The 23426-nt window shown below is 59.8% G+C and carries 24 protein-coding genes and 1 pseudogene; 16 read left to right on the plus strand and 9 right to left on the minus strand.

The window, feature by feature from the left end; translation table 11 throughout:
• Positions 1-246 precede the first annotated feature (246 nt).
• From H1S03_RS15680 to H1S03_RS15690, 3 genes are read left to right on the plus strand one after another with little or no spacing between them, the layout of a single operon-like run.
• Positions 247-1881 (plus strand): Mu transposase C-terminal domain-containing protein, encoded by a 1635-nt coding sequence (locus H1S03_RS15680; RefSeq protein WP_166195334.1) that lies wholly within the window; start codon positions 247-249, stop codon positions 1879-1881.
• Position 1882: 1 nt separating this feature from the next.
• A complete protein-coding gene (locus tag H1S03_RS15685) occupies positions 1883-2764 on the plus strand; it encodes a TniB family NTP-binding protein (RefSeq protein ID WP_166195337.1) in 882 nt (293 codons plus the stop codon).
• Positions 2761-3795 (plus strand): TniQ family protein, encoded by a 1035-nt coding sequence (locus tag H1S03_RS15690; RefSeq protein ID WP_166195340.1) that lies wholly within the window; start codon positions 2761-2763, stop codon positions 3793-3795. The genes H1S03_RS15685 and H1S03_RS15690 overlap by 4 nt, the downstream gene beginning before the upstream one ends.
• Here H1S03_RS15690 and scpB read toward each other — a convergent pair.
• Both scpB and H1S03_RS15700 read right to left on the minus strand, forming a co-directional pair.
• Positions 3779-4378 carry an SMC-Scp complex subunit ScpB gene (gene scpB / locus H1S03_RS15695; RefSeq protein ID WP_166195343.1) on the minus strand — a complete coding sequence of 200 codons (600 nt, stop codon included), beginning with the start codon at positions 4376-4378 and terminating at the stop codon, positions 3779-3781. The two genes, H1S03_RS15690 and scpB, sit on opposite strands and share 17 nt — an antisense overlap.
• Before the next feature lie 3 nt (positions 4379-4381).
• On the minus strand, positions 4382-5266 hold the full coding sequence (locus tag H1S03_RS15700) for a DUF1403 family protein (RefSeq protein WP_166195346.1): 885 nt from the start codon (positions 5264-5266) through the stop codon (positions 4382-4384).
• A gap of 126 nt (positions 5267-5392) precedes the next feature.
• Here H1S03_RS15700 and H1S03_RS15705 point away from each other — a divergent pair, with 126 nt between their 5' ends.
• Both H1S03_RS15705 and H1S03_RS15710 read left to right on the plus strand, forming a co-directional pair.
• Positions 5393-6532, plus strand: coding sequence for a tyrosine-type recombinase/integrase (locus H1S03_RS15705; RefSeq protein WP_240910505.1), 1140 nt, complete (start codon positions 5393-5395; stop codon positions 6530-6532).
• Between the two features lie 409 nt (positions 6533-6941).
• Positions 6942-7826 carry a recombinase family protein gene (locus H1S03_RS15710; RefSeq protein ID WP_185805156.1) on the plus strand — a complete coding sequence of 295 codons (885 nt, stop codon included), beginning with the start codon at positions 6942-6944 and terminating at the stop codon, positions 7824-7826.
• Between the two features lie 78 nt (positions 7827-7904).
• On the opposite strand, the gene H1S03_RS15715 is transcribed toward H1S03_RS15710, so the two are convergent.
• Together H1S03_RS15715 and H1S03_RS15720 are read right to left on the minus strand one after the other, a co-directional pair.
• Positions 7905-8300, minus strand: a complete 396-nt coding sequence (locus tag H1S03_RS15715; protein ID WP_185805157.1) for a PIN domain-containing protein — start codon at positions 8298-8300, stop codon at positions 7905-7907.
• Positions 8290-8517 (minus strand): AbrB/MazE/SpoVT family DNA-binding domain-containing protein, encoded by a 228-nt coding sequence (locus H1S03_RS15720; protein WP_185805158.1) that lies wholly within the window; start codon positions 8515-8517, stop codon positions 8290-8292. Before H1S03_RS15720 ends, H1S03_RS15715 begins: the two co-directional genes overlap by 11 nt.
• A gap of 208 nt (positions 8518-8725) precedes the next feature.
• Here H1S03_RS15720 and repA point away from each other — a divergent pair, with 208 nt between their 5' ends.
• The 6 genes from repA to H1S03_RS15750 all read left to right on the plus strand — a co-directional run bounded on the left by repA (position 8726) and on the right by H1S03_RS15750 (position 15568).
• On the plus strand, positions 8726-9919 hold the full coding sequence (repA, locus tag H1S03_RS15725) for a plasmid partitioning protein RepA (RefSeq protein WP_185805159.1): 1194 nt from the start codon (positions 8726-8728) through the stop codon (positions 9917-9919).
• Entirely contained in the window at positions 9903-10835 is a 933-nt protein-coding gene (gene repB / locus H1S03_RS15730) for a plasmid partitioning protein RepB (protein ID WP_185805160.1), read from the plus strand. Before repA ends, repB begins: the two co-directional genes overlap by 17 nt.
• Before the next feature lie 213 nt (positions 10836-11048).
• Entirely contained in the window at positions 11049-12260 is a 1212-nt protein-coding gene (gene repC / locus H1S03_RS15735) for a plasmid replication protein RepC (protein ID WP_185805181.1), read from the plus strand.
• Positions 12261-12429: 169 nt separating this feature from the next.
• Positions 12430-14613: a ParB/RepB/Spo0J family partition protein gene (locus tag H1S03_RS15740; protein WP_185805161.1), complete on the plus strand. Its 2184-nt coding sequence runs from the start codon at positions 12430-12432 to the stop codon at positions 14611-14613.
• 99 nt (positions 14614-14712) lie between these two features.
• Complete coding sequence (locus tag H1S03_RS15745) at positions 14713-15186, plus strand: hypothetical protein (protein WP_185805162.1); 474 nt, start codon at positions 14713-14715, stop codon at positions 15184-15186.
• 217 nt (positions 15187-15403) lie between these two features.
• Positions 15404-15568, plus strand: coding sequence for a hypothetical protein (locus tag H1S03_RS15750; RefSeq protein WP_185805163.1), 165 nt, complete (start codon positions 15404-15406; stop codon positions 15566-15568).
• Between the two features lie 147 nt (positions 15569-15715).
• On the opposite strand, the gene H1S03_RS15755 is transcribed toward H1S03_RS15750, so the two are convergent.
• A complete protein-coding gene (locus tag H1S03_RS15755; RefSeq protein WP_185805164.1) occupies positions 15716-16810 on the minus strand; it encodes a Fic family protein in 1095 nt (364 codons plus the stop codon).
• 204 nt (positions 16811-17014) lie between these two features.
• A complete protein-coding gene (locus H1S03_RS17585) occupies positions 17015-17170 on the minus strand; it encodes a hypothetical protein (protein ID WP_240910506.1) in 156 nt (51 codons plus the stop codon).
• 432 nt (positions 17171-17602) lie between these two features.
• Here H1S03_RS17585 and H1S03_RS15765 point away from each other — a divergent pair.
• The 4 genes and pseudogenes from H1S03_RS15765 (at position 17603) to H1S03_RS15780 (ending at position 19163) form a co-directional block, all read left to right on the plus strand.
• Positions 17603-18003 (plus strand): annotated as a pseudogene (locus tag H1S03_RS15765) (single-stranded DNA-binding protein).
• 150 nt (positions 18004-18153) lie between these two features.
• Positions 18154-18408, plus strand: a complete 255-nt coding sequence (locus tag H1S03_RS15770; protein ID WP_185805166.1) for a type II toxin-antitoxin system ParD family antitoxin — start codon at positions 18154-18156, stop codon at positions 18406-18408.
• Positions 18409-18696 (plus strand): type II toxin-antitoxin system RelE/ParE family toxin, encoded by a 288-nt coding sequence (locus H1S03_RS15775; protein ID WP_185805182.1) that lies wholly within the window; start codon positions 18409-18411, stop codon positions 18694-18696.
• Between the two features lie 80 nt (positions 18697-18776).
• Positions 18777-19163: a hypothetical protein gene (locus tag H1S03_RS15780; RefSeq protein WP_185805167.1), complete on the plus strand. Its 387-nt coding sequence runs from the start codon at positions 18777-18779 to the stop codon at positions 19161-19163.
• Positions 19164-19498: 335 nt separating this feature from the next.
• On the opposite strand, the gene wrbA is transcribed toward H1S03_RS15780, so the two are convergent.
• The 3 genes from wrbA to H1S03_RS15795 all read right to left on the minus strand — a co-directional run bounded on the left by wrbA (position 19499) and on the right by H1S03_RS15795 (position 22155).
• Positions 19499-20092 carry an NAD(P)H:quinone oxidoreductase gene (gene wrbA / locus H1S03_RS15785; RefSeq protein ID WP_185805168.1) on the minus strand — a complete coding sequence of 198 codons (594 nt, stop codon included), beginning with the start codon at positions 20090-20092 and terminating at the stop codon, positions 19499-19501.
• 47 nt (positions 20093-20139) lie between these two features.
• Positions 20140-21048: a pirin family protein gene (locus H1S03_RS15790; protein WP_185805169.1), complete on the minus strand. Its 909-nt coding sequence runs from the start codon at positions 21046-21048 to the stop codon at positions 20140-20142.
• A gap of 120 nt (positions 21049-21168) precedes the next feature.
• On the minus strand, positions 21169-22155 hold the full coding sequence (locus H1S03_RS15795) for a glutathione S-transferase family protein (RefSeq protein ID WP_185805170.1): 987 nt from the start codon (positions 22153-22155) through the stop codon (positions 21169-21171).
• A gap of 200 nt (positions 22156-22355) precedes the next feature.
• Here H1S03_RS15795 and H1S03_RS15800 point away from each other — a divergent pair, with 200 nt between their 5' ends.
• Entirely contained in the window at positions 22356-23345 is a 990-nt protein-coding gene (locus tag H1S03_RS15800) for an IS1595 family transposase (RefSeq protein WP_185805171.1), read from the plus strand.
• Positions 23346-23426: the final 81 nt, after the last annotated feature.

Consider the following 23426-nt stretch of genomic DNA (forward strand, 5'->3'; position numbering starts at 1 on the left):
ACTTCGGCCCTAGGTCCGGGCGGCAGATAATGCGGCTCCTCTTCCATCGGACCGGGCAGGAACCACAGGTCGTCCTCTGTCGCAATTGCTTTGCCGTTTCATCAAAAAGTTCTTACAGGATTCCAGTAGGATGAAGCGTAATCCGACGTGGTATTTTACGTTTCGATTTCAATTTTTAGCTCGCGTTTCAACAAGCGAGAAAATGGGGCAGAAGATGGGGTTTAGAAACCGTGGAGCAGCGGGTTCATGACGCTGCGCGAAAACGAAGCGTCTGACGAGGCTTGGGCCAAGGCAACGCGTATTGCGCGCGAGCTGGACCGAATTTTGGACGGGCAAGAGCCTATGCGCCCCGCAGTTTCTCGCGCCGCATCCGAATTGCGTCTCTCGACGCGCCAAGTCTACAACCACCTGCGCCGATATCGTGCCGAGCGCCGGGTGTCTTCGCTGTTGCCAAAGACAGGTGGAGCCAGGCGCGCAAGGATCAGCCCGGCTGTTGAGGAGATCATTTCGGCAACCCTTCGGGAGATGTGGCTTCGGCCCGAGCAACCGGACCTTGCGCCGATTGTCGATGAAATCCGCGCCCGATGCGGCAGCGAAGGACTTGATCCGCCTGCCTATGTCACCGTTTCCAAGCGTATCCCACGACTGTTCACGCCCGAGGAGATTGCACGACGGCGACATTCAGGAGGGAAAAATCTACGGCGCCTGAAACCCCGCCCAGGCTATATCCGGGCCAAACACGCACTCGATGTTGTCCAGATAGACCATACCCCCGCCGACATCCAGTTTGTGGAAGTCATCGACGGTCAGGGCATCTATGTTGGACGCCCCTATCTCACTATCGCAGCCGATGTTGCAACAAGCGCGATTATCGGCTTCTGCCTGACCCTTGAGCAGCCCTCACGCCTGTCGGTCGCCCTCTGTCTGGCGCAGGTGATGTGCCGCAAGGAGGACTGGCTGGCAGCGCGCGACATCAATCATTCCTGGTCAATGTTTGGCCGCCCGAAGAAGATCGTCGTGGATTCCGCCATGGAATTCAGAAGCACCAGTTTCATCCGAGGTTGTGCCGAGTACGGCATTGTAATTCAAAGCCGGAACAAGGGGACCGTCCATCGTGGCGGGGTTGTCGAACGGCTTCTAGGCAAGGTGAATACGGTGCTGCGCTCCCTGCCTGGCAAGACCGGGCGTTCCATCGCGGATCGGGGTGAGTATCTGTCCGAAGACCGTGCGAGGCTGAACTTTGCAGACCTCGAACGCTGTATCGCGCTGGCGATTATCGATCACAATCTTAGCCAGAATGAACGCAAGCTGACGGTCCCGACAATTGCATGGGAACGAAAATGCCGTCAGCCGGATGGCCCGGAAGACAACCCTTTCGATGTTCTGCTCAGCTTTCTCCCGCACAAGACACGCAGGATTTCACCTCAGGGTGTCAGCCTGTTTGCCAATGACTATTTCGACCCATGGATGGGCCCATTGGTCGCCCGCCGTGATCGATTGGATGCTCTCGATGTTCGTTATGATCCTCGGGACATTAGCCACATCTACATCAAGGACCCCGATATAGGAGTCTGGCGCCCTGTGGCGCGTCGGGATGGACTGCTTGAAGCGGTCACCCTCTGGCAGCACAGGGCCGAGAGAAACCGAGCGCGCGAAACTGGTCGGCGCCCGATCGAGGAGAAGACCGCGATCCGCCGCGAAATCGCAGCGACCGTGGATGCCTCAGCAACCAAGAAGCAAAGGCTGAAGGAAATCGCACGGGCCAGGCATGCGGCTCAGGCGCCGAAACCCTACCAGAGCCTGACTCCTGCCCCGACACCCATCCGGGAAACGCCTGACTCTGAGCGCCCGCGCCGCGTCTTTCCGGTTGAGGATTGGTGAAATGATTGATCACCTCCTAGACTCCGCCGCATCACTTCTCGATGCCGGTGACGCGTGCCGCATCGCCCATATCCGGTCGGCCCGTTGGATCAGCCATCCGGTTGCAAGTCGCGCCCATAACGCCATGAGTCTGCTGCTTGATCGGCCAGTAACCTTGCGTCCCAGAGGGCTCTTGCTGACAGGCCCCTATCACAATGGCAAGACGATGATCGCCGAACGCTTTGCGATTGAACATTTGCTGCAGTCAGAACGTCAAAGGATCTGGGTGATCCAGACCCGAGAAGGTGCCGGACTGTCTCACTTCTATGCCAGCATTCTTGCCGGGTTGCGCGCGCCTCAGGCATCTGGTTGGCGGAGCCTGTCGCGCGCGGGCGAGCAGGTGGATCATTTGCTGGACAGCTTGAAACCCCGCCTGCTCATCTTCGATGAGTTTCACAGCGCCCTTCGAGGGCGCCGACAGGACGTGAAATCTATCTTTTCGTTCCTGCGCCGTATCGCACGTGTCCACGACATTTCGCCCGTACTGGTTGGCGAGGTTGCGGTCTATGACGCGGTACACGACACCGAGGAAATGGGATCGCGGTTCGATACGATCCCTATTCCCAGATGGGCGTATGACGAGGATTTCGCGACGCTCCTCGACAGTCTTGAAACCAGCATCCCTCTCGCCCACGCCTCGAACCTGTCGCGACCGTCACTGGCTGAGATCATCCATGAATTGTCAGAGGGCTTGATCGGAGAGGTCGTCGATATCGTGAGTAGCGCGGCCATCAAGGCGATAAGGAACGGCGAGGAACACATTTCTGAAGCGACCATTACCTCGCTTGGTTACACGCCCCTGTCGAAACGCCGAAACGCGCCTTTGCGCCGCGAAATGATGTGAACCAGTCTGCGTCCGAGATCACAGTCACACCAGCGCGCGACTACGGCAATGAGGTGGGGCAAGGCTGGCCCGGCGTTGTTGCACCGGCACGCGGAGAGCTTCTGTCGAGCTGGCTGCATCGGCTGGCCATGGCCAATGGAATTCCACCTCAATATTTTGGGCGGGTTCTGGATGTCGCAGTTGGAGATTGGTCTGCGAAGCTTGACCGAGACCTTCCCGGGCGAATCCTCAGTTTGCTGGTCGAGCGAACCCGGTTGCCCGCCGAGGAGATTGATGGCCTGGCTTTGCACCGCGACCCGCTGGCCCGGTTGCGAGTGCGGCAGATCACAGGATCAGGAGATGCCCGCACATTGACCGCTCGGGTCAATCGCCTGCAATATTGCCCGGCATGCCTGAAAGAGGATCGCGCACCGTTCTTCCGGCGCGGCTGGAGCCTGGCGACGCGCGTTTCCTGCTTTCGGCATGGATGCCGCTTGCGCGATCACTGCCCTGCCTGCGGCGGCGGCATTGCGCCTGCTCGACAGAACCGGCTTCTGCCGCAACATTTCTGCGTCTGGTGCGATGCTGATCTCCGAAAACCCACCCTGCCCGCCGAGTATGATGTGCAGCGTCTCGAACGGCTCATCGACGATTTGCTTCGAATGCATGTTGCAGGACATGGACGGCATGGAAAGACATCCCTGCCCGCCATGCTTGGGGCTGCTTGTTTCACGTTCAATGGCCAGCCGACGTCAATTTCGCGCTTGCCGCACCGGGTCCGCTACGTATTGTTCCGCCAGTTGGCCGATGGAATGACGCACCTCCAAAAACGTTCCGTGCATCCTGCAATTGATCTCTGGACCCGCATTGCACGGGCTGCGCCCAAGCATTCCGACTTGGTGGCGTCATTGAGAGCAGAGATCACGTCACAGATCACACCGGGAACAAAGACGCGCTCCAGACATCCTGATTTGGCGGACTTACGACAGGTCATCGTTCGCCTTCATTCAAACCGCCGCACATCATTGGCAACGGCTATGCCTGCGAATTGATGACCCCTGCATCCTCCATCTGCTCCCGATCGGGCAGGTCCTGCAGCGACTCCAGATCGAACGCGACCAGGAACTGCTCCGTCGTCACATAGGTATAGGGTGCCCCGCGCCGCGGCGACCGTGGCCCGGTGACGATCAATCCACGCGCATGCAATCTTCCGATCAGATCTCGGCTGATCTCTTTGCCGAAGATGTCTTTCAGGCCGTCCCGTGTGATCGGCTGGTGGTAGGCGATGGCGGCCAGGACAGCGACATCGTACTCGCGCAGATCGAGGTCCTGTTCACCTATATCAGCGGCGGTCCGTATCGCCGGGGCGTAGGCGGGCCTCGTCCTCAGCATCCAACCGCCGACGACCTTTGTCACTTCGAATGATCGGCCGTCAAGGTCAGCGGCCAGGTCCTCGATCAGAAGCTCAATCGAAGCTCCTTGCCCTACCACCCGAGCCAGGTCCTCGCGCGGCACCGGCGATGCGCTGGCGAAAAGAACGGCTTCAATCCGCCGCATCCATTCGCGCCAGCGCAATTCGGCTGGCAGATCGTTCAGTTCCCGATCGAAGTCAGTTTCGGCGTGATCCTTGGCCATCGCTCAGATCCCGTAGAGCCGGAACGTGTCGCGGCCGGTCAGCTCGCGCACCGCGCCGAGATCGACCAACCGGTCACAGAGCCGCCGTGCGGACCGGTCCGGTAGTGGGAGGGCCGCAGGCGCGACGGCATCTTGGGTCAGGAACATCGCGACGGCGGCCTCTGCGCCTTTGGCGCGCAGCTTCGGCGCGACCGCTTTGAGATGCGCTGCCCGCCGCGCGAGGTCAGTTGAGAGACGCACGGCATCGACCGCCGATGAGACGAGCGCACGATGACAAGCCGAGCGTAGGTCTTTGCCTCGCTTGCGCATGTTGGCGCGTTTCAGGCCTGCGGCCAGAAGCGGCACGACATGATCCCAACCAAGCGCCTGAGCGAGGGCCGCGTCAGCAAGGAGGAGTGCGGGCACCTCGGCACGGGGGGCATCGTTTAGTACCGCCTCCAGCACCATTGCCGCGCGACCGACCGGTGCCCCCTGCCCGGCATCGAGCCAACTCGCGATCTGATCACCCTGAAGTTCAGGCAGCGCCCGGACCAGAGCTTGCACGGTCACCGGCCTTTCTGTGGCGCGACGCCACGCCAGACAGGTTTCGCCTGCCGGGCCGGGCAGGTCGCCGGGGCGCAGCAGATGGACCACGTCGCGCAGCTCCCCTGCCCGCTCCAGACGACCCGAAAACGCGACACAAGCCTCCGTCGCACGCAGCGCGAGCCTGTCCCGCAGCAAGGCCTGGGGGACAGGATCGTATCCTAACACAAGATGCAGGTGGTTCAGTGCTGCGCCGGACAAAAACGCCACATCTTCAGGGGTTTCGGCGCGTGCCGAGGTGACCCAGGGCGGCATCCGGGGTAAGCTATCAGGGTCGCTGTCGAAGGTTGGGCGGGCATATGTCATGCCACAACACTATTTTGTGGCGGCGCTTTTTGCTACCATATAGTGTAAAAACCGCCCCTCTTTGCCGAACCTTAATACGTCCAATAACCTTGCGTTATCGGACGTAAAACTGATATGCTCGGAAACATGAGCAGTCTCACGAATAACGGCACCAGAATCGAGGATTCCGACGCGTCTGACGCAGAGATTTCGAGCTCAGCGTCCTATGACTCGCTGAACAGTGACGAACACGACGAGAGAACCTCTCGGGACGGAGCCTCAATCGCTCTGCCCGCTCATGTGGCCGGCTCCGGCGCGCTCGACCGGCTGATCGACACCGCGCGCGACTACGCCGAGGCCTCAACAGCTGAGAACACCAACAAGGCCTACTCGGCCGACTGGAAACACTTCACCCGTTGGTGCCGGTTGAAAGGGACGGATCCCCTGCCCCCCTCGCCCGAGATGGTCGGGCTCTATGTGGCGGACCTGGCCGCCGCGACTGGTAAGGCCCCTGCTCTCTCGGTCTCCACCATTGAGCGGCGCCTCTCCGGCCTCGCTTGGAACTACAGGCAGCGCGGGTTCACTCTTGATCGCAAGGACCGCCATGTCGCCACCGTTCTGGCCGGGATTAGGCGCAGACACGCGCGTCCGCCGGTTCAGAAGGAAGCGATCCTGCCCGATGACATCCAGGCCATGGTGGGCACCCTTCCCTATGATCTCCGCGGGCTTCGAGACCGGGCGACCTTACTTCTGGGCTATGCTGGAGGTCTCCGTCGCTCCGAGATCGTGAGCCTTGACGTGCACAAGGATGATACACCGGACTCCGGCGGTTGGATCGAGATTTTCGAAGATGGCGCTCTGCTGACGCTGAACGCCAAGACCGGGTGGCGCGAGGTCGAGGTCGGGCGCGGCTCAAGCGACCAGACCTGTCCTGTCCACGCACTTGAGCAATGGCTGTATTTTGCAAAGATCGACTTCGGGCCGGTCTTCGTGCGAACATCGCGGGATGGCAAACGTGCGCTCGAGGCCCGCCTTTCCGACAAGCACGTCGCACGGCTGATCAAAGCAACCGTTCTGAAGAGCGGCGTCAGATCCGATTTGCCGGAAGCCAAACGGCTGGCAATGTTCTCTGGCCATTCCTTGCGCGCCGGGCTCGCCTCGTCGGCAGAGGTTGATGAGCGTTATGTTCAAAAGCAACTCGGACATGCGTCGGCCGAGATGACCCGGCGCTACCAGCGCAGGCGCGACAGGTTCAGGGTGAACCTGACCAAAGCCGCAGGGCTGTGAAGCTCAGGAATCTTGACGCGTTGGTGAAGCGCTAAGATGAAATTCCAGCGCTTCAGTTTCAGCTTACGGCTTCAATTGAAATCAGGAACTAAACGCGACATCCTCAGAAGTCTCTTCAAGCTCCTCCGCATCCTCAAGAGGATCATCAAAAATATTACACTTTATAAATGCTTGAGGCTCCATATGTGCAAAATACGGAACTTTTGCGTTTTACCCAAGGGTTTTGTCAGGGTGCGCCTACACACTTTATATAGCACGCGCGCGCAATGGTCTGCGAGAGCTCGCTGATCGCGCTCAGCGTAAGGGAACCAAGGGCTTTGTACTGAACAGCCCCACAGAGCCCGCACTTGCATTCGCTTACAAACGGTCGTTTATTAGTGGTATATGAAACTGCAAAAAGACTGTTTTGATGCCCCTGATCGGCTACGCGCGCGTTTCAACAGAGGATCAAACCCCCCTGCCCCAGTCGCAGGCCCTGAAATCCGCGGGCTGCGCCGAGATCCATGAAGAACAGGCCTCGGGCGGCAATCGTGCGCGGCCGGTGCTGGCGCGGGTGTTGGAACGCATCGGCAAGGGCGACACGCTGGTTGTCGTGCGGATCGACCGCCTCGCGCGATCCCTGTCGCATTTGCTGGAGGTGATCGAACGGCTGGAGGCCAAGGGTGCGTTCTTTCGTTCCATTCAGGACCCGATCGACACCGGATCCCCGCAAGGCAAGTTCACGCTGCAGGTCTTGGGCGCTGCGGCCGAGTTCGAGCGCGCCCTTATCCGGGAACGAACCAAGGCCGGCCTCGCCAGCGCGCGCACAAAGGGCCGCGTGGGCGGGAACCCTGGGCTGCGGGCCAAAGACCCAGCCGCTCTTCGCAAGGTGCGGCTGGCGCGACAGGACGGCTACATGGAGCGGCTGAACGAGACGGCACAAGATTGGGTGCCCCAAGTGCGCCGGTTGCGCCCCGACTTGGCCTGGGAAGACGTGGTGCGCATCATCAACGGCCCCTTGCCCGAGGCGCGTCGCTGGACCCAAAGCCGCCTGCTACGCGCTGTGAAGGCCTACGTTCGCGACGGCTTCCTGCCTACCGAGGTGCTGGCCCGCGCCGGGCGCCGCGAAACGGACGACCGCCTGCCCGCCATCGTCGCCGCCATCAAGGGCGCGGACCCCGACATCACGCTTCAGGCGATTTGCACCCGGCTGGAGGCGATGCGCGAGCGCACGCCCCGTGGGCGGACAAGCTGGCAACCTTCCTCGGTGAAGATGCTGTTGGAACGGGCTGAGAGACTGGGGCTGCTTGAGTAGTCGAGATACCTTGCAAATCCTCCACGACATGGAAGGATTACAAGGTTGTGGTCAGTTCCACGCTCAGTAGCTGTCCGGTCATGTAAAGGGGTTGACGATGCGAAGCTGGCCTTCCACCAGCTGGCCATCTTGCATGTCCTCGCTCCAAAGCGTGGTACACCCCGCAACCAAAGCGCTGGCCACGATCATCGCGTCGTAGATCGAGAAACCGTAGCGTTCAGCCAAAGCGCGGCCGACGTCATGGGTCTGAAGGGTCAGGTCTTCGACGGGACACAAGGCGCGCACGCCTTCGAGAAAGGTCGCTGCTTCCTCCCAACTGAGGCCAGCTTTGCGGCGGCAGTTCACCAGTGACTCGTTTAGAACCTGAACGCTGATCCGGGGCCCCTGCCCCAGGATGACCTCGGCGCGATCGGCCTTCGGGCCGTCGTCGAGCAGGTAAAGAACGACATTCGTGTCCGCGAACTCAGCGCTCATGCGCTTCGTCGCGGCTCAGACGTTCTGCTGCGGACAACTTGTCCCGGAAGCGGCGCAGGTCGGTCAGCACCTCATCCGCACGAGCAAGGCGACGGACTCTGAACCGACCGTCGTCCTTGACCAGGTCGATCTGATCACCCTCCTTGAGACCAAGCTCTCGCACGAGCTCCGCGGGCAAACGGACGGCCAGCGAGTTACCCCATTTTGCGACCTGCATCGTGACCTCCCATGCGGATATACGCCTTGTAATGTATATCCGGAAGGTTCCGAAGACAAGCCTGCCGCAAACCCTAGCTACTCTTGTGCATGACGCAGCGACTGACACCAAATCTAGAAAGAGCTTGCACGAATCTGATAGCTCGGGCAATAGTCTCGATAAATAACGCGCGATCACATAAAAAACGCGCCCACGAATCGAGGCACAGATGAGCGAAGCTGAGCAGGACCTGGACATTGCCATCGGGCACTACGCAGAGCTTCTTGCGTCCAATCTTCATGCGCAACGTGCTGCCCACTTCCCTCCCGACGCCAAAAAAGTCATGCGCAGCCTGACCAGTGGAGAGGCGGCCGAGTTGCTTGGCGTCGATCATACCTACCTTCGCAAGCTTCATCGAGAAGGAAAGATCGCTGACGTCGAAACCACTGCGGGCAGCCACCGGCGATATACCCTCGAAGATATCTGGGAGATTCGCCACGCCCTTGAGGCAAACGCAAAGAAGCCTGGAACTTACGTTCCGGGACGTCGTGCCGGTGACGAGCTTCAGATTGTTTCTGTTGTGAACTTCAAGGGCGGGTCCGGGAAAACGACAACATCCGCTCACCTTGCACAGCGCCTGGCTCTCAAGGGATACCGTGTCCTTGCGATCGATCTGGACCCCCAAGCATCCCTTTCCGCGCTGCATGGCATCCAGCCTGAGCTGGACCTGATGGAGGGTGGCACGCTGTATGATGCGGTTCGCTACGATGAACCGGTCCCGATCTCGGACGTGATCCGCAAGACCTACATCCGTGGTCTTGATCTGATTCCCGGGAACCTCGAGCTCATGGAATTCGAACATGAGACACCGGCAGCCATTCAGCGTGGCGGCGCCCGCGCATTCTTTGCCCGTGTGCGCGACGCGCTCGACAGTGTCGAAGCGGACTATGACGTCGTCGTCATCGACTGTCCGCCGCAGCTTGGTTTTTTAACCATGTCCGCCCTTTCAGCATCTTCAGGGGTGCTTGTTACCGTTCACCCGCAAATGCTCGATCTGATGTCCATGTCGCAGTTTCTGCGAATGACCGCTGATCTGCTTGGCGTCATCCGGGATGCCGGCGCAAACCTTCGCTTCGACTGGCTGCGCTTTCTGCCGACCCGCTACAAGGTGGGTGATGCCCCGCAGACCGAAGTCATTGCTTTCATCCGGGGTCTGTTCGGCAGGTCAGTCCTGACCAACCACATGGTTGAGTCGACTGCGATCTCTGATGCAGGGCTGACGAAGCAGACGCTCTACGAGGCCGACAAGAAGGACTTCACGCGTCAGACTTTCGATCGTGCAATCGAATCCATGAACGCCGTCAACGACGAGATCGCGGCGATCATCCAGAACACGTGGGGACGCAATGGTAAGAAAGCCTAAACTGGGACTGCCACTGCAGACCCTGCGCAACGCGCCCGACGCTCTTGAGGGGCGCAGGCTGCGCGGCGGCGTTTTCGAAATCGAGCCTGACCAAATCGAAACCACAGGTCGGCTCGATGACCGGCTGCAGATCGAGACTGAAGGCCTCAAGGCGTCAATTTCCAAGAACGGACAGCGAGTACCAATCCTCGTCCGGCCGCTTGAGGGTGATCGCTACAGCCTGATCTATGGCCGTCGTCGACTCGAAGCTTGTAGAGAACTTGGGATCAAGGTCCGCGCCATTGTCACAGAGATGGAGGGCGATCAGGCACTTCGTGATCAGCTGTTGGAGAACCAGGAGCGGCGGGATCTAAGCTTCATCGAACGAGCGCTTGTTGCCGCAGCCTTGCTCGACGGTGACCATCTGAGCGCATCCGAACGCACCAACAAGGGTGTCGCCGAGGTTCTCAATCTGACCGAGGCAGGAGTGTCGCAGCTGTTAAGCGTGATCCGCACCGTTGGGGAGGACCTGGTCCTCGCCATCGGTGCCGCTCCGGGCATTGGTCGGCCCAGGTGGGAAGAGCTCAAGAAGTTGCTGGGGGCTACGGATGCCGATCGCGAACTGCTTGCAGCTTTGGCGGGTGAGGCCAAGACATCCTACCAAGGCGGTATTGACGAGAAATCCGATCATGCATTTTTGGCCGTCCTTTCTGCTGCAGGGAAGCCCGAACAGACCACATCCTCGTCTCGCCCTCGCGGGCGGCCCGGCACGGTGATTCCGGGGGTCGGTGCCGCCACTGTCACGACCGGACGTCGTGGAAAGCAACTCAAGCTCGAGTTGAAGGCTGAGGAGAGCGATTTTGTCAGCTGGCTTGAGGGCAACGCCCCGCAGCTGATCGCCGAGCTTCACGAGCGCTGGAAGCGTTCGGAAGACTGAGGAAGAGCAACAATCAAAAAGGAGGCACGAGACAGGCAGAAAAGAAAAAGGCCCCGAGAAGCAAGCTTCACGAGACCTTTCTTAGGTTTCGCACGGGACCAGCCCGCTACAAAACTTCAGTTTTCGCACCTCTGAATGTAGCGATCTGGCCCCTTTCCCGCAAGCGCAAAGCGATTCGCGGGCCAGGGAAATTTTGCCTTCGTGAATGACATCATGGATTACACATCGATTTCGCCGTTTATGCGGCCGATCTCGCACGCCCATCTGCGCGTGGTCGAGCGTCCCGAGGCGTCTGTTCCCGGCAAGCCCGTCAACAAGTGGGAGCTCCTCCGCGAGCTGTCCAAGGCACAGGCCGCCTTTGGGGTTTCCGAGCGCGATCTGACCGTTCTTCAGGGACTTCTCAGCTTCTTTCCGGACGATGCACTCGGCGGCAACGCCGAAATGGTCGTCTTCCCATCCAACAAGGCGATCTGCGAGCGGCTGAACGGCATGCCTTGCTCGACGATGCGCCGTCACCTCGCACGGTTGGTAGAGGCAGGCTTGCTCATGCGGCGCGATAGCCCCAATGGGAAGCGGTATGTGCGCAAGCGTGGTGAAGATCGCGTGGCCTTCGGCTTTGACCTCTCCTCGCTCTATTGCCGGGCAGAGGAGATTGCACGGGCCGCAGAGGCCGTGCGTGAGGCCGAGGACCGTGTGCGGCGACTGAGGGAGGTGGTGAGCCTTATGCGTCGCGACCTGGCCGCTCTGGCGGAGTTCGGCGAGGAGATCCAGCCCGGGCTTGGCCTATGGGACCAGCTCCGCGACACGGCCGCTCTCACAGCCCGCGCTCTTCGCCGCAAGCTTTCGTTTGAGGATCTGTCGGCATTTCGAACTGAACTGGAGACCCTTCTTGACCAGGCCCGTAATGCCATTGATGGCCCTGAAACAGAAGAAATGGACACCAATGATGCCCATTTTGAGCGTCACCATCATAATTCAAATAAAGAATCTATAGATTTTGAACCTGCCTTAGAAAACGGCGGGGCGGCGGGCGGCGCGCCTGATGATGATACGGGTGAGCCCGTGGCTGACCTTGAAGAGCCTGACACGAGGCGGGTGCCGAAAATCCCACTCCACCTGGTAATCGCCGGCTGTCCCTCGCTCAAGACTTTCTATCAGGGCGACGTTCGACACTGGCACCAGCTTTTCGACGCGGCTTGTCACGTACGGCCGGCCATGGGGATCAGTGTTTCCGCTTGGGAAGAAGCGCAACGCTGCATGGGACCAGAGCAAGCCTCGATCGTCGTCGTGGCTATGCTGGAACGTTTTTCCGACATCAGATCACCGGGTGGATACTTGCGGGCGTTGACGTCCAAAGCCGCGGCGGGCGAGTTTTCCTGCGGGCCGATGGTCATGGCTTTGATCGGTCGGCGAAGTGCGGCTTAACAGCTGTTAAGTTTCAACATCGTCGCACCTCGGTTGGCCTGACTTAACAGCTGTTAAGTCGCCTCTTGGCAACCATACGATCATCGAGAGGGAAAGGATTGTTGGTTTGAGGGTGACGGGAAGTGAGATCGGGAGAGAGGCTTCCGACGCCCGTCGTGGAGAACATCTGATGACCAAAGCTGTCCAGAAAATCACCCTGTCCCCTTCACGGGATATCCCTTTTGACAAGCTGGTGCTCAGCCAGTCCAACGTGCGGCGCATCAAGGCTGGCGTGTCTGTCGAGGAACTCACCGAAGATATCGCCCGCCGCGGTCTCTTACAAAGCCTGAGCGTGCGGCCCGTGTTGGCTGCCGATGGGACCGAGACCGGCAAGTTCGAGATCCCGGCCGGTGGCCGTCGGTTCCAAGCATTGTCCCTGCTGGTGAAGCAAAAGCGGTTGGCAAAGACCACGCCCATTCCCTGCATCGTCCGCGATGCTGCTTCCGACATCCTGGCCGAGGACGATTCACTTGCAGAAAACATGCAGCGCGTCGCCCTGCACCCGCTCGATCAGTTCCGCGCGTTTGTGGCGCTGCGGGACAAGGGTCAGAGCGATGCAGAGATTGCTGCCGCCTTCTTCGTGACGCCGCAGATCGTGAAGCAGCGCCTGAAACTTGCCACCGTCGCCCCTGCCCTGCTTGAGGTCTATGCCGAGGATGGCATGACGCTGGAGCAGCTCATGGCCTTCACCGTGAACCCCGATCACGCGCGTCAGGTTCAGGTCTGGGATGTGATCCATTCTTCCTGGAACAAGGAGCCATTCCAGATCCGGCGCATGCTGACCGAGACCTCGGTTCGGGCGTCAGACCGGCGTGCGGTCTTTGTGGGTATTGAGGCCTATGAAGCGGCGGGCGGCACGATGCTGCATGACCTCTTTCAGGGCGATGACGGTGGCTGGCTCGAGGACCCTGCCCTGCTCGATCGGCTGGTGACGGAAAAACTCCAGGCCGAGGCTGAGACGGTTGCGGTTGAGGGCTGGAAGTGGATCGAGGTCGCGCTTGATCTGCCCTATGACTACAGCTACGGTCTGCGGTCCTTATCCGGCGATCCGGCACCGATGACGGATAACGAAGGTGCGGCTCATGCCAAGCTGCTCGCCGAGTACCGGGCGCTCGAGGAGGAATACGCGGGTCAGGATGAAATCCCCGACGAGGTCGACACGCGGCTTGGCGTGTTGGAAACGGAGATGGAAAAGATCGAGACCCGGCCGTTGATCTTCGATCAGACAGAGATCGGGCGGGCAGGGGCGTTTGTCACGCTCGACCGCTACGGCGCTCTGGCAATCTATCGCGGATATGTGCGTCCAGAGGATGAGCCCGTTGACGAGACCGCGGTCCAGGATGGTACCGATTTTGCGGTGGCGGGGCAGGGGGATGATCGTGATCTCACCGATGGCGATGGCAGTGTCGCTCATGGCGGAACCGTCATCATGTCGGGAGGCCAGCCGATTGGTGGCGACCTGCCGGAGGATGAGGATGAAGGAGCGCTGAAGCCGCTGCCCGAGCGGTTGGTCATGGAGTTGACGGCCCACCGGACGCTGGCGCTGCGTGAAGCGATCGGGCGCTCGCCCGACGCGGCGTTGACGCTGCTGCTGCTGAAGCTGGTGACGGACACCTTCCGCACCTCCTCTGCTTCGGGCAGCTGTCTCGAGGCATCCGTGCGTCATGTCTACATGTCAACGCAAGCGCCCGATCTGAAGGACAGCGTGGTGGCCAAGCTCGTCGACGAGCGTCATGCGGAATGGGAAGCCGATCTGCCGCTTGGCGATGATGCAGCGCTCTGGGACTATCTGACGGTCCTCGACCAGGGCAGTCGGCTGGCCTTGCTGGCGCATTGCCTCAGCTTCGGCGTCAACGCGATGCATGAGAAGGTGAACCCCTACGGGGCAGGCATCTCTGCTGGCGGTCTGGCCCGGCGTATGGCGCATGCCGATCTCGTGGCGCGTGCCGTCGATCTCGACATGGTCGAGGCGGGCTGGGAGCCGACGGTCGACACCTATCTCAACCGCGTGCCCAAGGCCCGGATCCTCGATGCCGTGCGTGAGGCCAAGGGGGAGGGGACTGCCCAGCTTCTCGATCACCTGAAGAAGGGCGAGATGGCTAGTGAAGCCGAGCGCTTGCTGAAGGGCAGCGGCTGGTTGCCCGAGGTCCTGCGCCGGAACGATCTCGTAGCGCTGGACGGTGAGGACTGTGTCGAAGGGCAGGGGCCGGATGTCGATGCCGAAGTGGCCGACAGCGTCAGTGAGGCTGACCTTCCCGCGTTCCTGACGGATGACCTGCCTGCTCAAGGCGCGTCGATGCTGGCCGCGGAATAACGTGATCCAGCGGGGGGCGGAGATTCTGCCCCCAATTACCCAACATCATAACAATATCAATGAGATGAGTGCGATTACTCGCATTCAGAATGAGGAATCATGTCTGCAACAACCATCATCGACACCGCGCCCCTTGGGGCGCTCATTCGCTACACCGACGGCAGTCCCAAACCGCCCGCACGCTTCACCAAGAAGCTCGCAGCCTGGGAGCGCTCGAACGGCGTCGGCCGCCTCGTGAAAAAGGAACCACCCCGGCCTTACCCGACCTGGACGGCTCCTGCGTCGTTCGCGCTGCATGAGGGCAACTTCGCCTCGGACGGGGTCATCCTCGTGACCATCATGCGCAGCCATTCCGCTGACAGCGCCCTCGTCTTCGAGGTGGCCGAGGAACCGAAGCCCGGGCAGGTGCGCGCGCTTCTCGACTTCGGCGGCAATACGGAGCTGCTGCATCTGGCGGAGTCCGTCACTGCGGCCGAGCTTTGGATCGCCAAAGAAGGATACCGCAACGCGCGGCTTGAAATCGTCGGCGATGAACAGTGCGAAAGGGCAGGGGGCGCGGACCTGGCCGCCTGAGCCCAACTGAAACCGAGGGGCCCGCCCAAGCGCGGGCTGCTCATCCATCACAACCTTGTCCCGCGATGTCGCGGGGCGCCAAAGGAACCATCCCCAAGGAAGGACGTCTTCAACCAAGCGCCTGCCCGGGAGGCTGGTGACGTTAGAAGCATCAGCGGGACGATCGGCTCCTGACGTTGGGGGACCATCCCCCGCCTCCAAGACGGGAGCCAAACAGATGTCCCGCAAAGATGCACACGCCTTCGCCGCCTCCCTCGCCGCCACGCTCATGGTTTCGATCGTCGTCTTCCAAGTTGGGGATGGAATCTTCGGCGCCGTCCCTGCCGATGAAATCGACGGCGACGAAGTTCAGGTACTGGTTGAGGTTGACCCGTGGGCTTAGGCCCACGGTTTCCGCCAAGGTTCAGGTTCGGCGCAAGGGCGCCGACCTGAGTTCTACGCCTGCCAGTCGCCGCAGCTGAACGAGACAGAGTGCCGATGCAGGCCGGCAGATCGTCACCTTTCTCGAATTGTCAGGCTAGTCAGAGTCCTACGGGCCGCCCGAGACGTCTAGGAAGAGTTTCACCAAGGCGACGTTGATGAAGTAGTTATTCTTCCCAGACCGGTGCTTTTCCACAAAGCCCCGGTCCGCCAAGGTGTCGAGATACTTCGCAGCGGTTTGTCTGCTGACATCCAGATCCTTCTGCAGGTATTCGATCCGCGTGTAAGGGTGGCGGAAGAGATTGTTCAGCAGTTCCTGGCTGTAGATCTTGGGCAACTCATACCGCAGCCGATGCTTGACGTCCGCCATTTGCTGCCGGATACCGGTAACAATCTCGAAGGTCGTCGCAGAGGTCTCTGCAACGGCCTCGAGCATGTAGATGACCCAGTTCTCCCAGTTTCCGGTATCTCGCACGTCTTGCAGGTGCTGATAGTAGTCCGCCTTGTTGCGAGTAATGAAACGCGACAGGTACAGCACGGGGATGTCGAGCAACCCGGTGCGGGTAAGGTAGAGGACATTCAGAATGCGGCCGATTCGCCCGTTCCCGTCTGGAAAGGGGTGGATGCTTTCGAATTGGTGGTGGATGAGCGCCATCTTGATCAGCGGATCAAGGTCGCTGAGACCGTCATCGTTGATAAACCGTTCCAACGCGGTCATGTGGGTGACGATCTCGCGCGCATCCTGAGGCGGCACAAAGACGATCTCTTCGGTCTTCTCGTTCTTTAGGGCGGTTCCCGGTGTTACTCGAAACCCATCACTACGCCCTTTCAGCAGACGAAACATGTCGATGATCGCCGAGTTGGGAATCAGGCCGCCGGTTTCACCCAACCGTGCATAGCCAAGCCGGAGAGCATCGCGATAAAGGGCGACCTCTTTGGCCGCAGGGGATTGCGGATCGTCGGGGAAGATGTCCGCCTGAAACAGCTCATCTTGCGTCGTGACGATGTTTTCGACTTCGGAGGAGGCCTTGGCTTCCTGGAGTGCGAGGGTATCGATCAAAATGCCCTGATTTGGGATGGTCTTTGCCTGCCCCTTCAGGTCCGCAAGCGCACGGCTAGCGCGAGCGAGCGCTTTGAGCACAGGAATAGTTTCGATTTCCGCCGTCGGGGGCAGAGTGGGGATGATATAGGTCGGCTTTAACATGTTCCCTGCCTCGTGTTAAGAAAGTGTCGCTTTGCTAACATGATCTTCGTGTCATGTCAGTAAAAAGCTGTTTTCTTAACTTGGGTCTGTGCCCGCCTTGAATGCGTCAACGAACCACTTCGGGTCACGCCCACGGATAGACCGGATGAGCTGTAGGGTTCTTAGGTGGTGAGGATTTCGCAGCGGATTGCACAAGGGTGGTTTTCACCTTGGAGCCGACAAGTTCGGCAAGAGAGTAGCCCAGTTCCGGCGCAGACTACCGCCTTTTGTCGATCTTGATAGGTGGAAGCCGCCTTCGACATCCTTCTGCATTTTCTTCAGCTCGCTGAGCGACAGGGCCTCGAGATCGAAATCAGCCATTGGTGCGGTCCGTGTCCTGAATGTTCCGATATTGATAGCCCGTTGCAGCATAGGCCCGAAACTTCCGGCAGGCAGGGGCAGAAGGGCGCGAGTCGATGATCGTCACTTTCGTCACCGCCAGAGAGGTGCAGGGATTAGGTTCAGATAAGTTCGACTGGCAAGGTGACAGGGTCTGGCATGGGCTCCCCGTGCCTCTCTGTCCTCTGGGTCCTTCGTTCGACTGACAATCCCCTAATCCCGTTCGGTCTCCTGCGCCCAACCCCGCGTCAGTCCGGGCCGTGTTGGCCGCCTGTGGCGTCCTGCCCGCTCCACCCCGGTCCTTTGGAGGGATTCCGGCGTCCGTGCCGTCCGCCGTGCACGCCTCACCCGACGGGCTTTTTCGGGTCTTGTCGAAGGGACGGTCCCGAAGACAGGAAACACAGGAGCTTACCCATGCAGAGCATCGTCATCCTCGCCGGCAACATCGGTCAGAACCCCGAAGCCCGCACCACGAAAGGCGCGAGCACCCAGATCACCAACTTCAGCCTTGCCACCTCGCGCTCCCGCCTCTCGGAAGGTCGCGTGATGCGCGACGACAACGGCTACCGGGTCATGGACACGGAATGGCACCGCATCACCTGCTTCAACGGTCTCAGCAAGACGGTCACGGAGCATTGCGAAAAGGGCATGAAGGTCCTCGCCCACGGCCGTATCCACTACAGCAAGTGGATCGATAGCATGGGCATTGACCGCTACGGCTGCGAGATCATCGCCGAAACTTCCTTAGCCCCCCGAAGTCGACCGAGGTTCAAGACCCCGAGCTGGTCGACCGCGACGACGAGATCCCGTTCTGAAGAACGGGGTCTCCCCCCTTCGGCCCGGCGGGACAGTCCGCCGGGTACAATGCGCGCCGTAGCCGGTTAGGTCCGGTCTGGTGACACTGGCGCACTTATTGACAAACTTTGCCAATCTATGCCATCTTCATGAGAAGGGAGATCAAGACCATGGCCACGATGAATGTCTCATTGCCCGATCCGATGAAGACCTGGGTCGAGGCGCAAACCAAGGATGGGCGCTACAGCAACGCCAGTGACTACGTTCGCGATCTGATCCGCCGGGACCAGGACCGCCATCAGGCTATTGCGGAGCTGCAGCAGCTCGTAGATGAGGGCATCGCCAGTGGCCCCGCGCGGCATTTGGATGTCGAAGCATTCCTTGTCCGCAAGCGAGATCAGAATGCCGACACCAACGGTCACTGAATACCGACTGTCCCCGCAGCATTAAACGATCTGGACGCGATCTGGGATCGCACCCTGCGCATCTGGTCTGTCGTTCAGGCCGAAACCTACATCCGCGCGATCGCCAGTGATATGTCCCTGCTGGTCCGACACCCTGAAATCGCGCGCGAACGGGTCGAAATTCGCCCTCCCGTGCGGGTGTACCGCTCAGGGTCCCATCTCATCCTCTATCGGATCGAAGACAGCTGGCTGGAGGTGCTGCGCATTGTGCATGCGCGGCAAAACTGGACGGCTTATCTCAACGAATGATCCTGGCCTGGTGCCAGACAAGCCAGCGGTCAATGTTTCGCTATCATATGAGGGTTTCGCTATCATATGAGGATTTGCCCATGAAACCCGCAGACGAAGACCGCATCGCGGCCAACCTTGCGAAGATCATGGCGATGATCTGCATCCGGAATACACACCTCGAAGACCTGCACGCAGGCACGGTGCCGATAACCAGGACGGGGGACTATTCCGATGTCCTCGTGATCGATGCCGAGGGCCGCGAAATACCTTGGCCCAAAGCCGCCCATATCGACGACGGCCAGATGGCAAGCCTGATGCGGGACATCGTCAACCGTCTGTTCACGTTTCACATGAAGAGTGACGATCCGGGTTTCCGTGAGGATCTGGATCGCTGGATGGCTGTCGCTGGTAAATGGGACGATCCGGTTCTGGATCAGGCCTTCCTTGATGCGGTGGCCAGCTTGAAGTCTAGACCCAACAATTAGACCAGCACCCGGTGTCCCTGTACCTGTGCCGGGCTGCTTGCCGACATGCGGTACTTCGACCTCGGCCTGCGTTTGAGAGCGTAGCCGCAGCCGGGTGGTGCAGACCGCCGATATCCGATCGAGGCGGCGCGCGACAGATCCGACCGGTTGCAGTTGATCCTGCCGAAGGGTAAAAAACTGCTGAAATTACTTATTTGTGCAAAACGACATTAAGTGCTTCGCAGCAGCAGTATTTTTGTCCCACGAACTGATATTCATACAGCATATGACCGGTTTCGCGGGCGGTAGGGCGCTCTGGTTCGCGCCCGGATATCGCCCGCGATCTGCCGTCTCGATCAGCCGGTGATCTTTGTGGTCATCTCCACGAGGCGCTTGGCCTGATGAGCCACTGCCGCCTTGCCGGCATCGTCAAAGCCATTGGCGTTGGTCGAGAAGCCGTAGGGGTTGCCGCCAGCGTCAAAAATCGACTGATCGGTAAAACCCGGCGCGACAATGATGGCGCCCCAATGCATCGCAGTGGTGTACAGGCTGAGTATGGTCGCTTCCTGACCGCCATGCGGATTCTGGGCGCTCGTCGTGGCCGTAAAGGTCTTGTTGGCCAGCTTGCCGGCACCCCACAGTCCTCCCAGCGTATCAATGAAGGCGCGAATCTGGCTGGCGGCCACGCCGAAACGGGTCGGTGTCGAGAAGAAATAGCCGTCGGCCCATTCCATGTCGTCGGCCGTCGCTTCGGGGATATCGCCCATCTTGTCCAGCTGCGCTTTCCAGGCGTCCTGGGTTTCGACAACCGCTTTCGGGGCGGTCTCGGGAACGCGGCGAAGGCGGACATCCGCGCCTGCATTGCGGGCGGCCTCTGCCGCCGCCAAAGCGACGGCATGGTTGGTTCCGTAGGTCGAGTAGAAGATAATTGCGATCTTGGGCTGTGCCATAGTCTTTTCCTTTTCAGTTGGTTGGTATTGCGTACCGTGCGGCATCCTCACGCTTGCTTTAGGAAGGTGCCGTTGTTCAGTTCAAAGATTGCCTGCCGTAGTTCTTCTTGGGTGTTCATCACGATGGGGCCATGCCAGGCGACGGGTTCCTGAATCGGTCTGCCGGTCATCAGCAGGAAACGAATGCCATCGTCGCCCGCCTGAACCGTGATCTCGTCGCCAGACCCGAAACGGACCAGCGTGCGGTTGCCGGTCTGATCACGGATATTCAGCTCTTGCCCGCGATATTCCTTTTCGACCTTGATGCCGACAGGATCGCTGGCATCGCGGAACGTGCCGGAACCGGCAAAGACATAGGCCAGCGCATTGGCCCGCGTGTCCACCGGAAGCACCTTGCGCCGACCGGCGGGCACTGAGACATCGAGCAGCATCGGGTTCGCCGCGATCCCGTCGACCGGGCCGGTCTTGCCCCAGAACGAGCCAGTGATCACCTTGACCACCGTGCCGTCGTCATCGCCCTCGACGGGGATGTCGCCGGCGGTAATGTCCTGGTAGCGCGGCGCCGTCATCTTGAGCGACGAGGGCAGGTTGGCCCAGAGCTGGAAGCCGTGCATCTGGCCCTTGGCGTTGCCCGCAGGCATTTCCTGATGCACGATGCCCGATCCCGCGGTCATCCACTGAACGCTGCCCGGACCGAGCAGGCCGCGGTTCCCAAGCGAATCGGCATGTTCGACCTGACCGTCCAGAACATAGGTGATCGTTTCGATCCCGCGATGCGGATGCCAGGGAAATCCTTTGGAATAAAGCCGTGGGTCATCGTTGCGAAAATCGTCCATCATCAGAAACGGATCGGTCAACGACGGATCGCCGAATCCGAATACGCGCTGCAGATGTACGCCCGCACCTTCCAGTGCGGGTTGTGCTTTGCTGGTGGCTGCGACCGGTCTGAACGTCATGGGAGGCTCCTTTGCTCTTATACATCCAAGATGGGCCTTGGAGGCGAAATCGTGATTGGCGAGGATCTGACAGCCGCTGTGCGATAACGCGCAGATCCAATGCCGCGCAAGCAGGTGCCGTCAGCCGACCGCGCGCAGGGTGACGTGATCGCGGTCATGCGCGCGCGAAAAATCCGGCTCGCCGCCCTTGGGAACGATCTGCGTCGGATTGATGGTCCGCTGGCTCACATAGTAATGTTGCTTGATGTGCCAGAGGCTCACGGTCTCGGCGACACCCGGCTCCTGGTAGAGGTCGCGGACGTAATTCGCCAGGTTCGGATAATCCTCGATCCGGTGCAGATTGGTCTTGAAGTGACCGTGATAGACCGCATCGAACCGGACCAAAGTGGTGAACAGCCGCCAGTCGGCCTCGGTCACGCGGTCACCCAGCAGATAGCGTGAGCGGCCCAGCCGGGCTTCGAGCGTTTCGAGCGCGTCGAACAGCTGGTCGAAAGCGTCTTCGTAGGCCTGCTGCGTTGTGGCGAAACCGGCACGATAGACACCGTTGTTGATGCGCGGGTAGACGAAGTCGTTCATGGCGTCGATTTCAGTGCGTAATTCTTCGGGGTAGAAATCCAGCCTGTTGCCCGTGATATGGTCGAAGGCGCTGTTGAACATGCGGATGATCTCCGAGCTCTCGTTGCTCACGATGGTCTGCCGCTTTCGGTCCCACAGCAAAGGCACCGTCACGCGGCCAGTCATGTCGGGCACGACGCAGGTGTAGACTTGGTGCAGGAATTTGTGATCCCCGATCGGATCGGGGTCGGCGGGGTCGAATTCCCAGCCGTTCTCGAGCATGTGCGGATGCACAATCGTCAGACCGATCAGGTCTTCGAGTCCCTTGAGCTTGCGGAAGATCACCGTGCGATGGGCCCAGGGGCAAGCCAGCGACACATAGAGGTGATACCGACCCGCCTCGGCCTTGAAGCCGCCCTCGCCGCTTGGGCCAGGGCGGCCGTCGCGGGTGATCCAGCTGCGGAAACGCGCATCCTCGCGCTCGAATTTCCCGCTGCTCTTGCCGGTGTCGTACCAGCGGTCTTCCCATTTGCCGTCGATGAGCAGGCCCATTTTCATTTCCTCCGATGCATTCTGTTGCTTAGCATGTGGGTGAAACGGGGGCTGAGACAAGTTGACCTCTGCGCAATTGACTGACGCGCTCAGCGCAACAATCCGTTTTTTATTTTTGCCGTGTCCGGAAATCGTGTTGGTTAGCCTTCGTGTTTTCACATTCGGCCAATATCCCTCCGTAAACCATTGCGGAGATGCCTATGAGAAACCACGATTTTCGCCGGTTCCTGGACCGAATTTCTCACCTGAGTCCTGCACAAATAGCGGTAGCTGGGACCGCCTTTCAGGAAGTTCGCAGGAGATCCGAAGCGCTTGCTGAAATCGAAACACGAACAGAGCAAGAACACAAGTGCCCGTTTTGCGACTGCGAGGCGCGCCAGAAATGGGGCACAACGAAAACGAAGGTCCAGCGATATCGGTGCTCTGGCTGCCTCAAGACCTACTCGGGGCGAACAACCTCGATCATTCGCTATATTCACCGCCCTGATCTTTTCCTGGAAGTTCTCCGTGACATGATGGGAGATGCACCGCCTTCGCCGGTTCGACGCCTCGCCGAGGCCTTGGGCGTGAATAAATACACCATCTGGCGCTGGCGCTTGATCATTCTCGATGGATTGTCTGGATCATCTTCCGAAGTCTTCGCAGGTATCGTCGAGGTAGATGAAACCTTTCAGCGGGAGTCGCGAAAGGGATCGCGTGAATGGGTCAAGTATCTGCGCAATCCTGCAAGCCACCCTGCGCCGCCGCGACTGCGTTGGTATGAGTATGGCAAGAAGGGTATTCCCATGATGCGAGGGCTGTCTCGCTGGCAGCTGCCCATTCTGACGCTGGTAGATCGGAACGGCGCCCGTCGGGCCGAACGCATTCCAAACCGAACCGACAAAACGATTGAGGCCGCGCTTGCGCCATTCGTGGCCTCAGATGCCGTCCTGTGCTCTGACGGCCTTTCTGGCTACAAAAGCTTCACTGCGAGCAGGCAGATCACTCATGTCGAAATTAAACCGAAACAGGTATCGACCGGCAACTCGTCAGCTTACCACATCCAGAATACAAACTCGCTCCACCAACTCTACAAGACCTTTATCCGGCCTTTCCGCGGCCCGGCGAGCAAGTATCTCGAAGGCTATATTTGCTGGTTCATTGCGCGATCCTTGAAACTCGACCCAGTTGAGGTGTTTCGAGCAATATGAGAATGCGCAAAAGGCGATACCAGGCCAGACCGTTATTTCGTGGTGCAGGTGAATGGTGCCAGAGATCGAAAGGCAATGAAT

Origin of the sequence: Pontivivens nitratireducens (assembly GCF_014235845.1) — a bacterium.
Lineage (GTDB): Bacteria > Pseudomonadota > Alphaproteobacteria > Rhodobacterales > Rhodobacteraceae > Pontivivens > Pontivivens nitratireducens.

What these genes read in the sequence shown, in the direction of transcription:
- H1S03_RS15680 (WP_166195334.1), top strand. Translation starts at nt 247, where the DNA reads ATGACGCTGCGCGAAAACGAAGCGTCTGACGAGGCTTGGGCCAAGGCA.
- H1S03_RS15685 (WP_166195337.1), top strand. Translation starts at nt 1,883, where the DNA reads ATGATTGATCACCTCCTAGACTCCGCCGCATCACTTCTCGATGCCGGT.
- scpB (WP_166195343.1), bottom strand. Translation starts at nt 4,378, where the DNA reads ATGGCCAAGGATCACGCCGAAACTGACTTCGATCGGGAACTGAACGAT.
- H1S03_RS15700 (WP_166195346.1), bottom strand. Translation starts at nt 5,266, where the DNA reads ATGACATATGCCCGCCCAACCTTCGACAGCGACCCTGATAGCTTACCC.
- H1S03_RS15705 (WP_240910505.1), top strand. Translation starts at nt 5,393, where the DNA reads ATGAGCAGTCTCACGAATAACGGCACCAGAATCGAGGATTCCGACGCG.
- H1S03_RS15710 (WP_185805156.1), top strand. Translation starts at nt 6,942, where the DNA reads ATGCCCCTGATCGGCTACGCGCGCGTTTCAACAGAGGATCAAACCCCC.
- H1S03_RS15715 (WP_185805157.1), bottom strand. Translation starts at nt 8,300, where the DNA reads ATGAGCGCTGAGTTCGCGGACACGAATGTCGTTCTTTACCTGCTCGAC.
- H1S03_RS15720 (WP_185805158.1), bottom strand. Translation starts at nt 8,517, where the DNA reads ATGCAGGTCGCAAAATGGGGTAACTCGCTGGCCGTCCGTTTGCCCGCG.
- repA (WP_185805159.1), top strand. Translation starts at nt 8,726, where the DNA reads ATGAGCGAAGCTGAGCAGGACCTGGACATTGCCATCGGGCACTACGCA.
- repB (WP_185805160.1), top strand. Translation starts at nt 9,903, where the DNA reads ATGGTAAGAAAGCCTAAACTGGGACTGCCACTGCAGACCCTGCGCAAC.
- repC (WP_185805181.1), top strand. Translation starts at nt 11,049, where the DNA reads ATGGATTACACATCGATTTCGCCGTTTATGCGGCCGATCTCGCACGCC.
- H1S03_RS15740 (WP_185805161.1), top strand. Translation starts at nt 12,430, where the DNA reads ATGACCAAAGCTGTCCAGAAAATCACCCTGTCCCCTTCACGGGATATC.
- H1S03_RS15745 (WP_185805162.1), top strand. Translation starts at nt 14,713, where the DNA reads ATGTCTGCAACAACCATCATCGACACCGCGCCCCTTGGGGCGCTCATT.
- H1S03_RS15750 (WP_185805163.1), top strand. Translation starts at nt 15,404, where the DNA reads ATGTCCCGCAAAGATGCACACGCCTTCGCCGCCTCCCTCGCCGCCACG.
- H1S03_RS15755 (WP_185805164.1), bottom strand. Translation starts at nt 16,810, where the DNA reads ATGTTAAAGCCGACCTATATCATCCCCACTCTGCCCCCGACGGCGGAA.
- H1S03_RS17585 (WP_240910506.1), bottom strand. Translation starts at nt 17,170, where the DNA reads ATGGCTGATTTCGATCTCGAGGCCCTGTCGCTCAGCGAGCTGAAGAAA.
- H1S03_RS15770 (WP_185805166.1), top strand. Translation starts at nt 18,154, where the DNA reads ATGGCCACGATGAATGTCTCATTGCCCGATCCGATGAAGACCTGGGTC.
- H1S03_RS15780 (WP_185805167.1), top strand. Translation starts at nt 18,777, where the DNA reads ATGAAACCCGCAGACGAAGACCGCATCGCGGCCAACCTTGCGAAGATC.
- wrbA (WP_185805168.1), bottom strand. Translation starts at nt 20,092, where the DNA reads ATGGCACAGCCCAAGATCGCAATTATCTTCTACTCGACCTACGGAACC.
- H1S03_RS15790 (WP_185805169.1), bottom strand. Translation starts at nt 21,048, where the DNA reads ATGACGTTCAGACCGGTCGCAGCCACCAGCAAAGCACAACCCGCACTG.
- H1S03_RS15795 (WP_185805170.1), bottom strand. Translation starts at nt 22,155, where the DNA reads ATGGGCCTGCTCATCGACGGCAAATGGGAAGACCGCTGGTACGACACC.
- H1S03_RS15800 (WP_185805171.1), top strand. Translation starts at nt 22,356, where the DNA reads ATGAGAAACCACGATTTTCGCCGGTTCCTGGACCGAATTTCTCACCTG.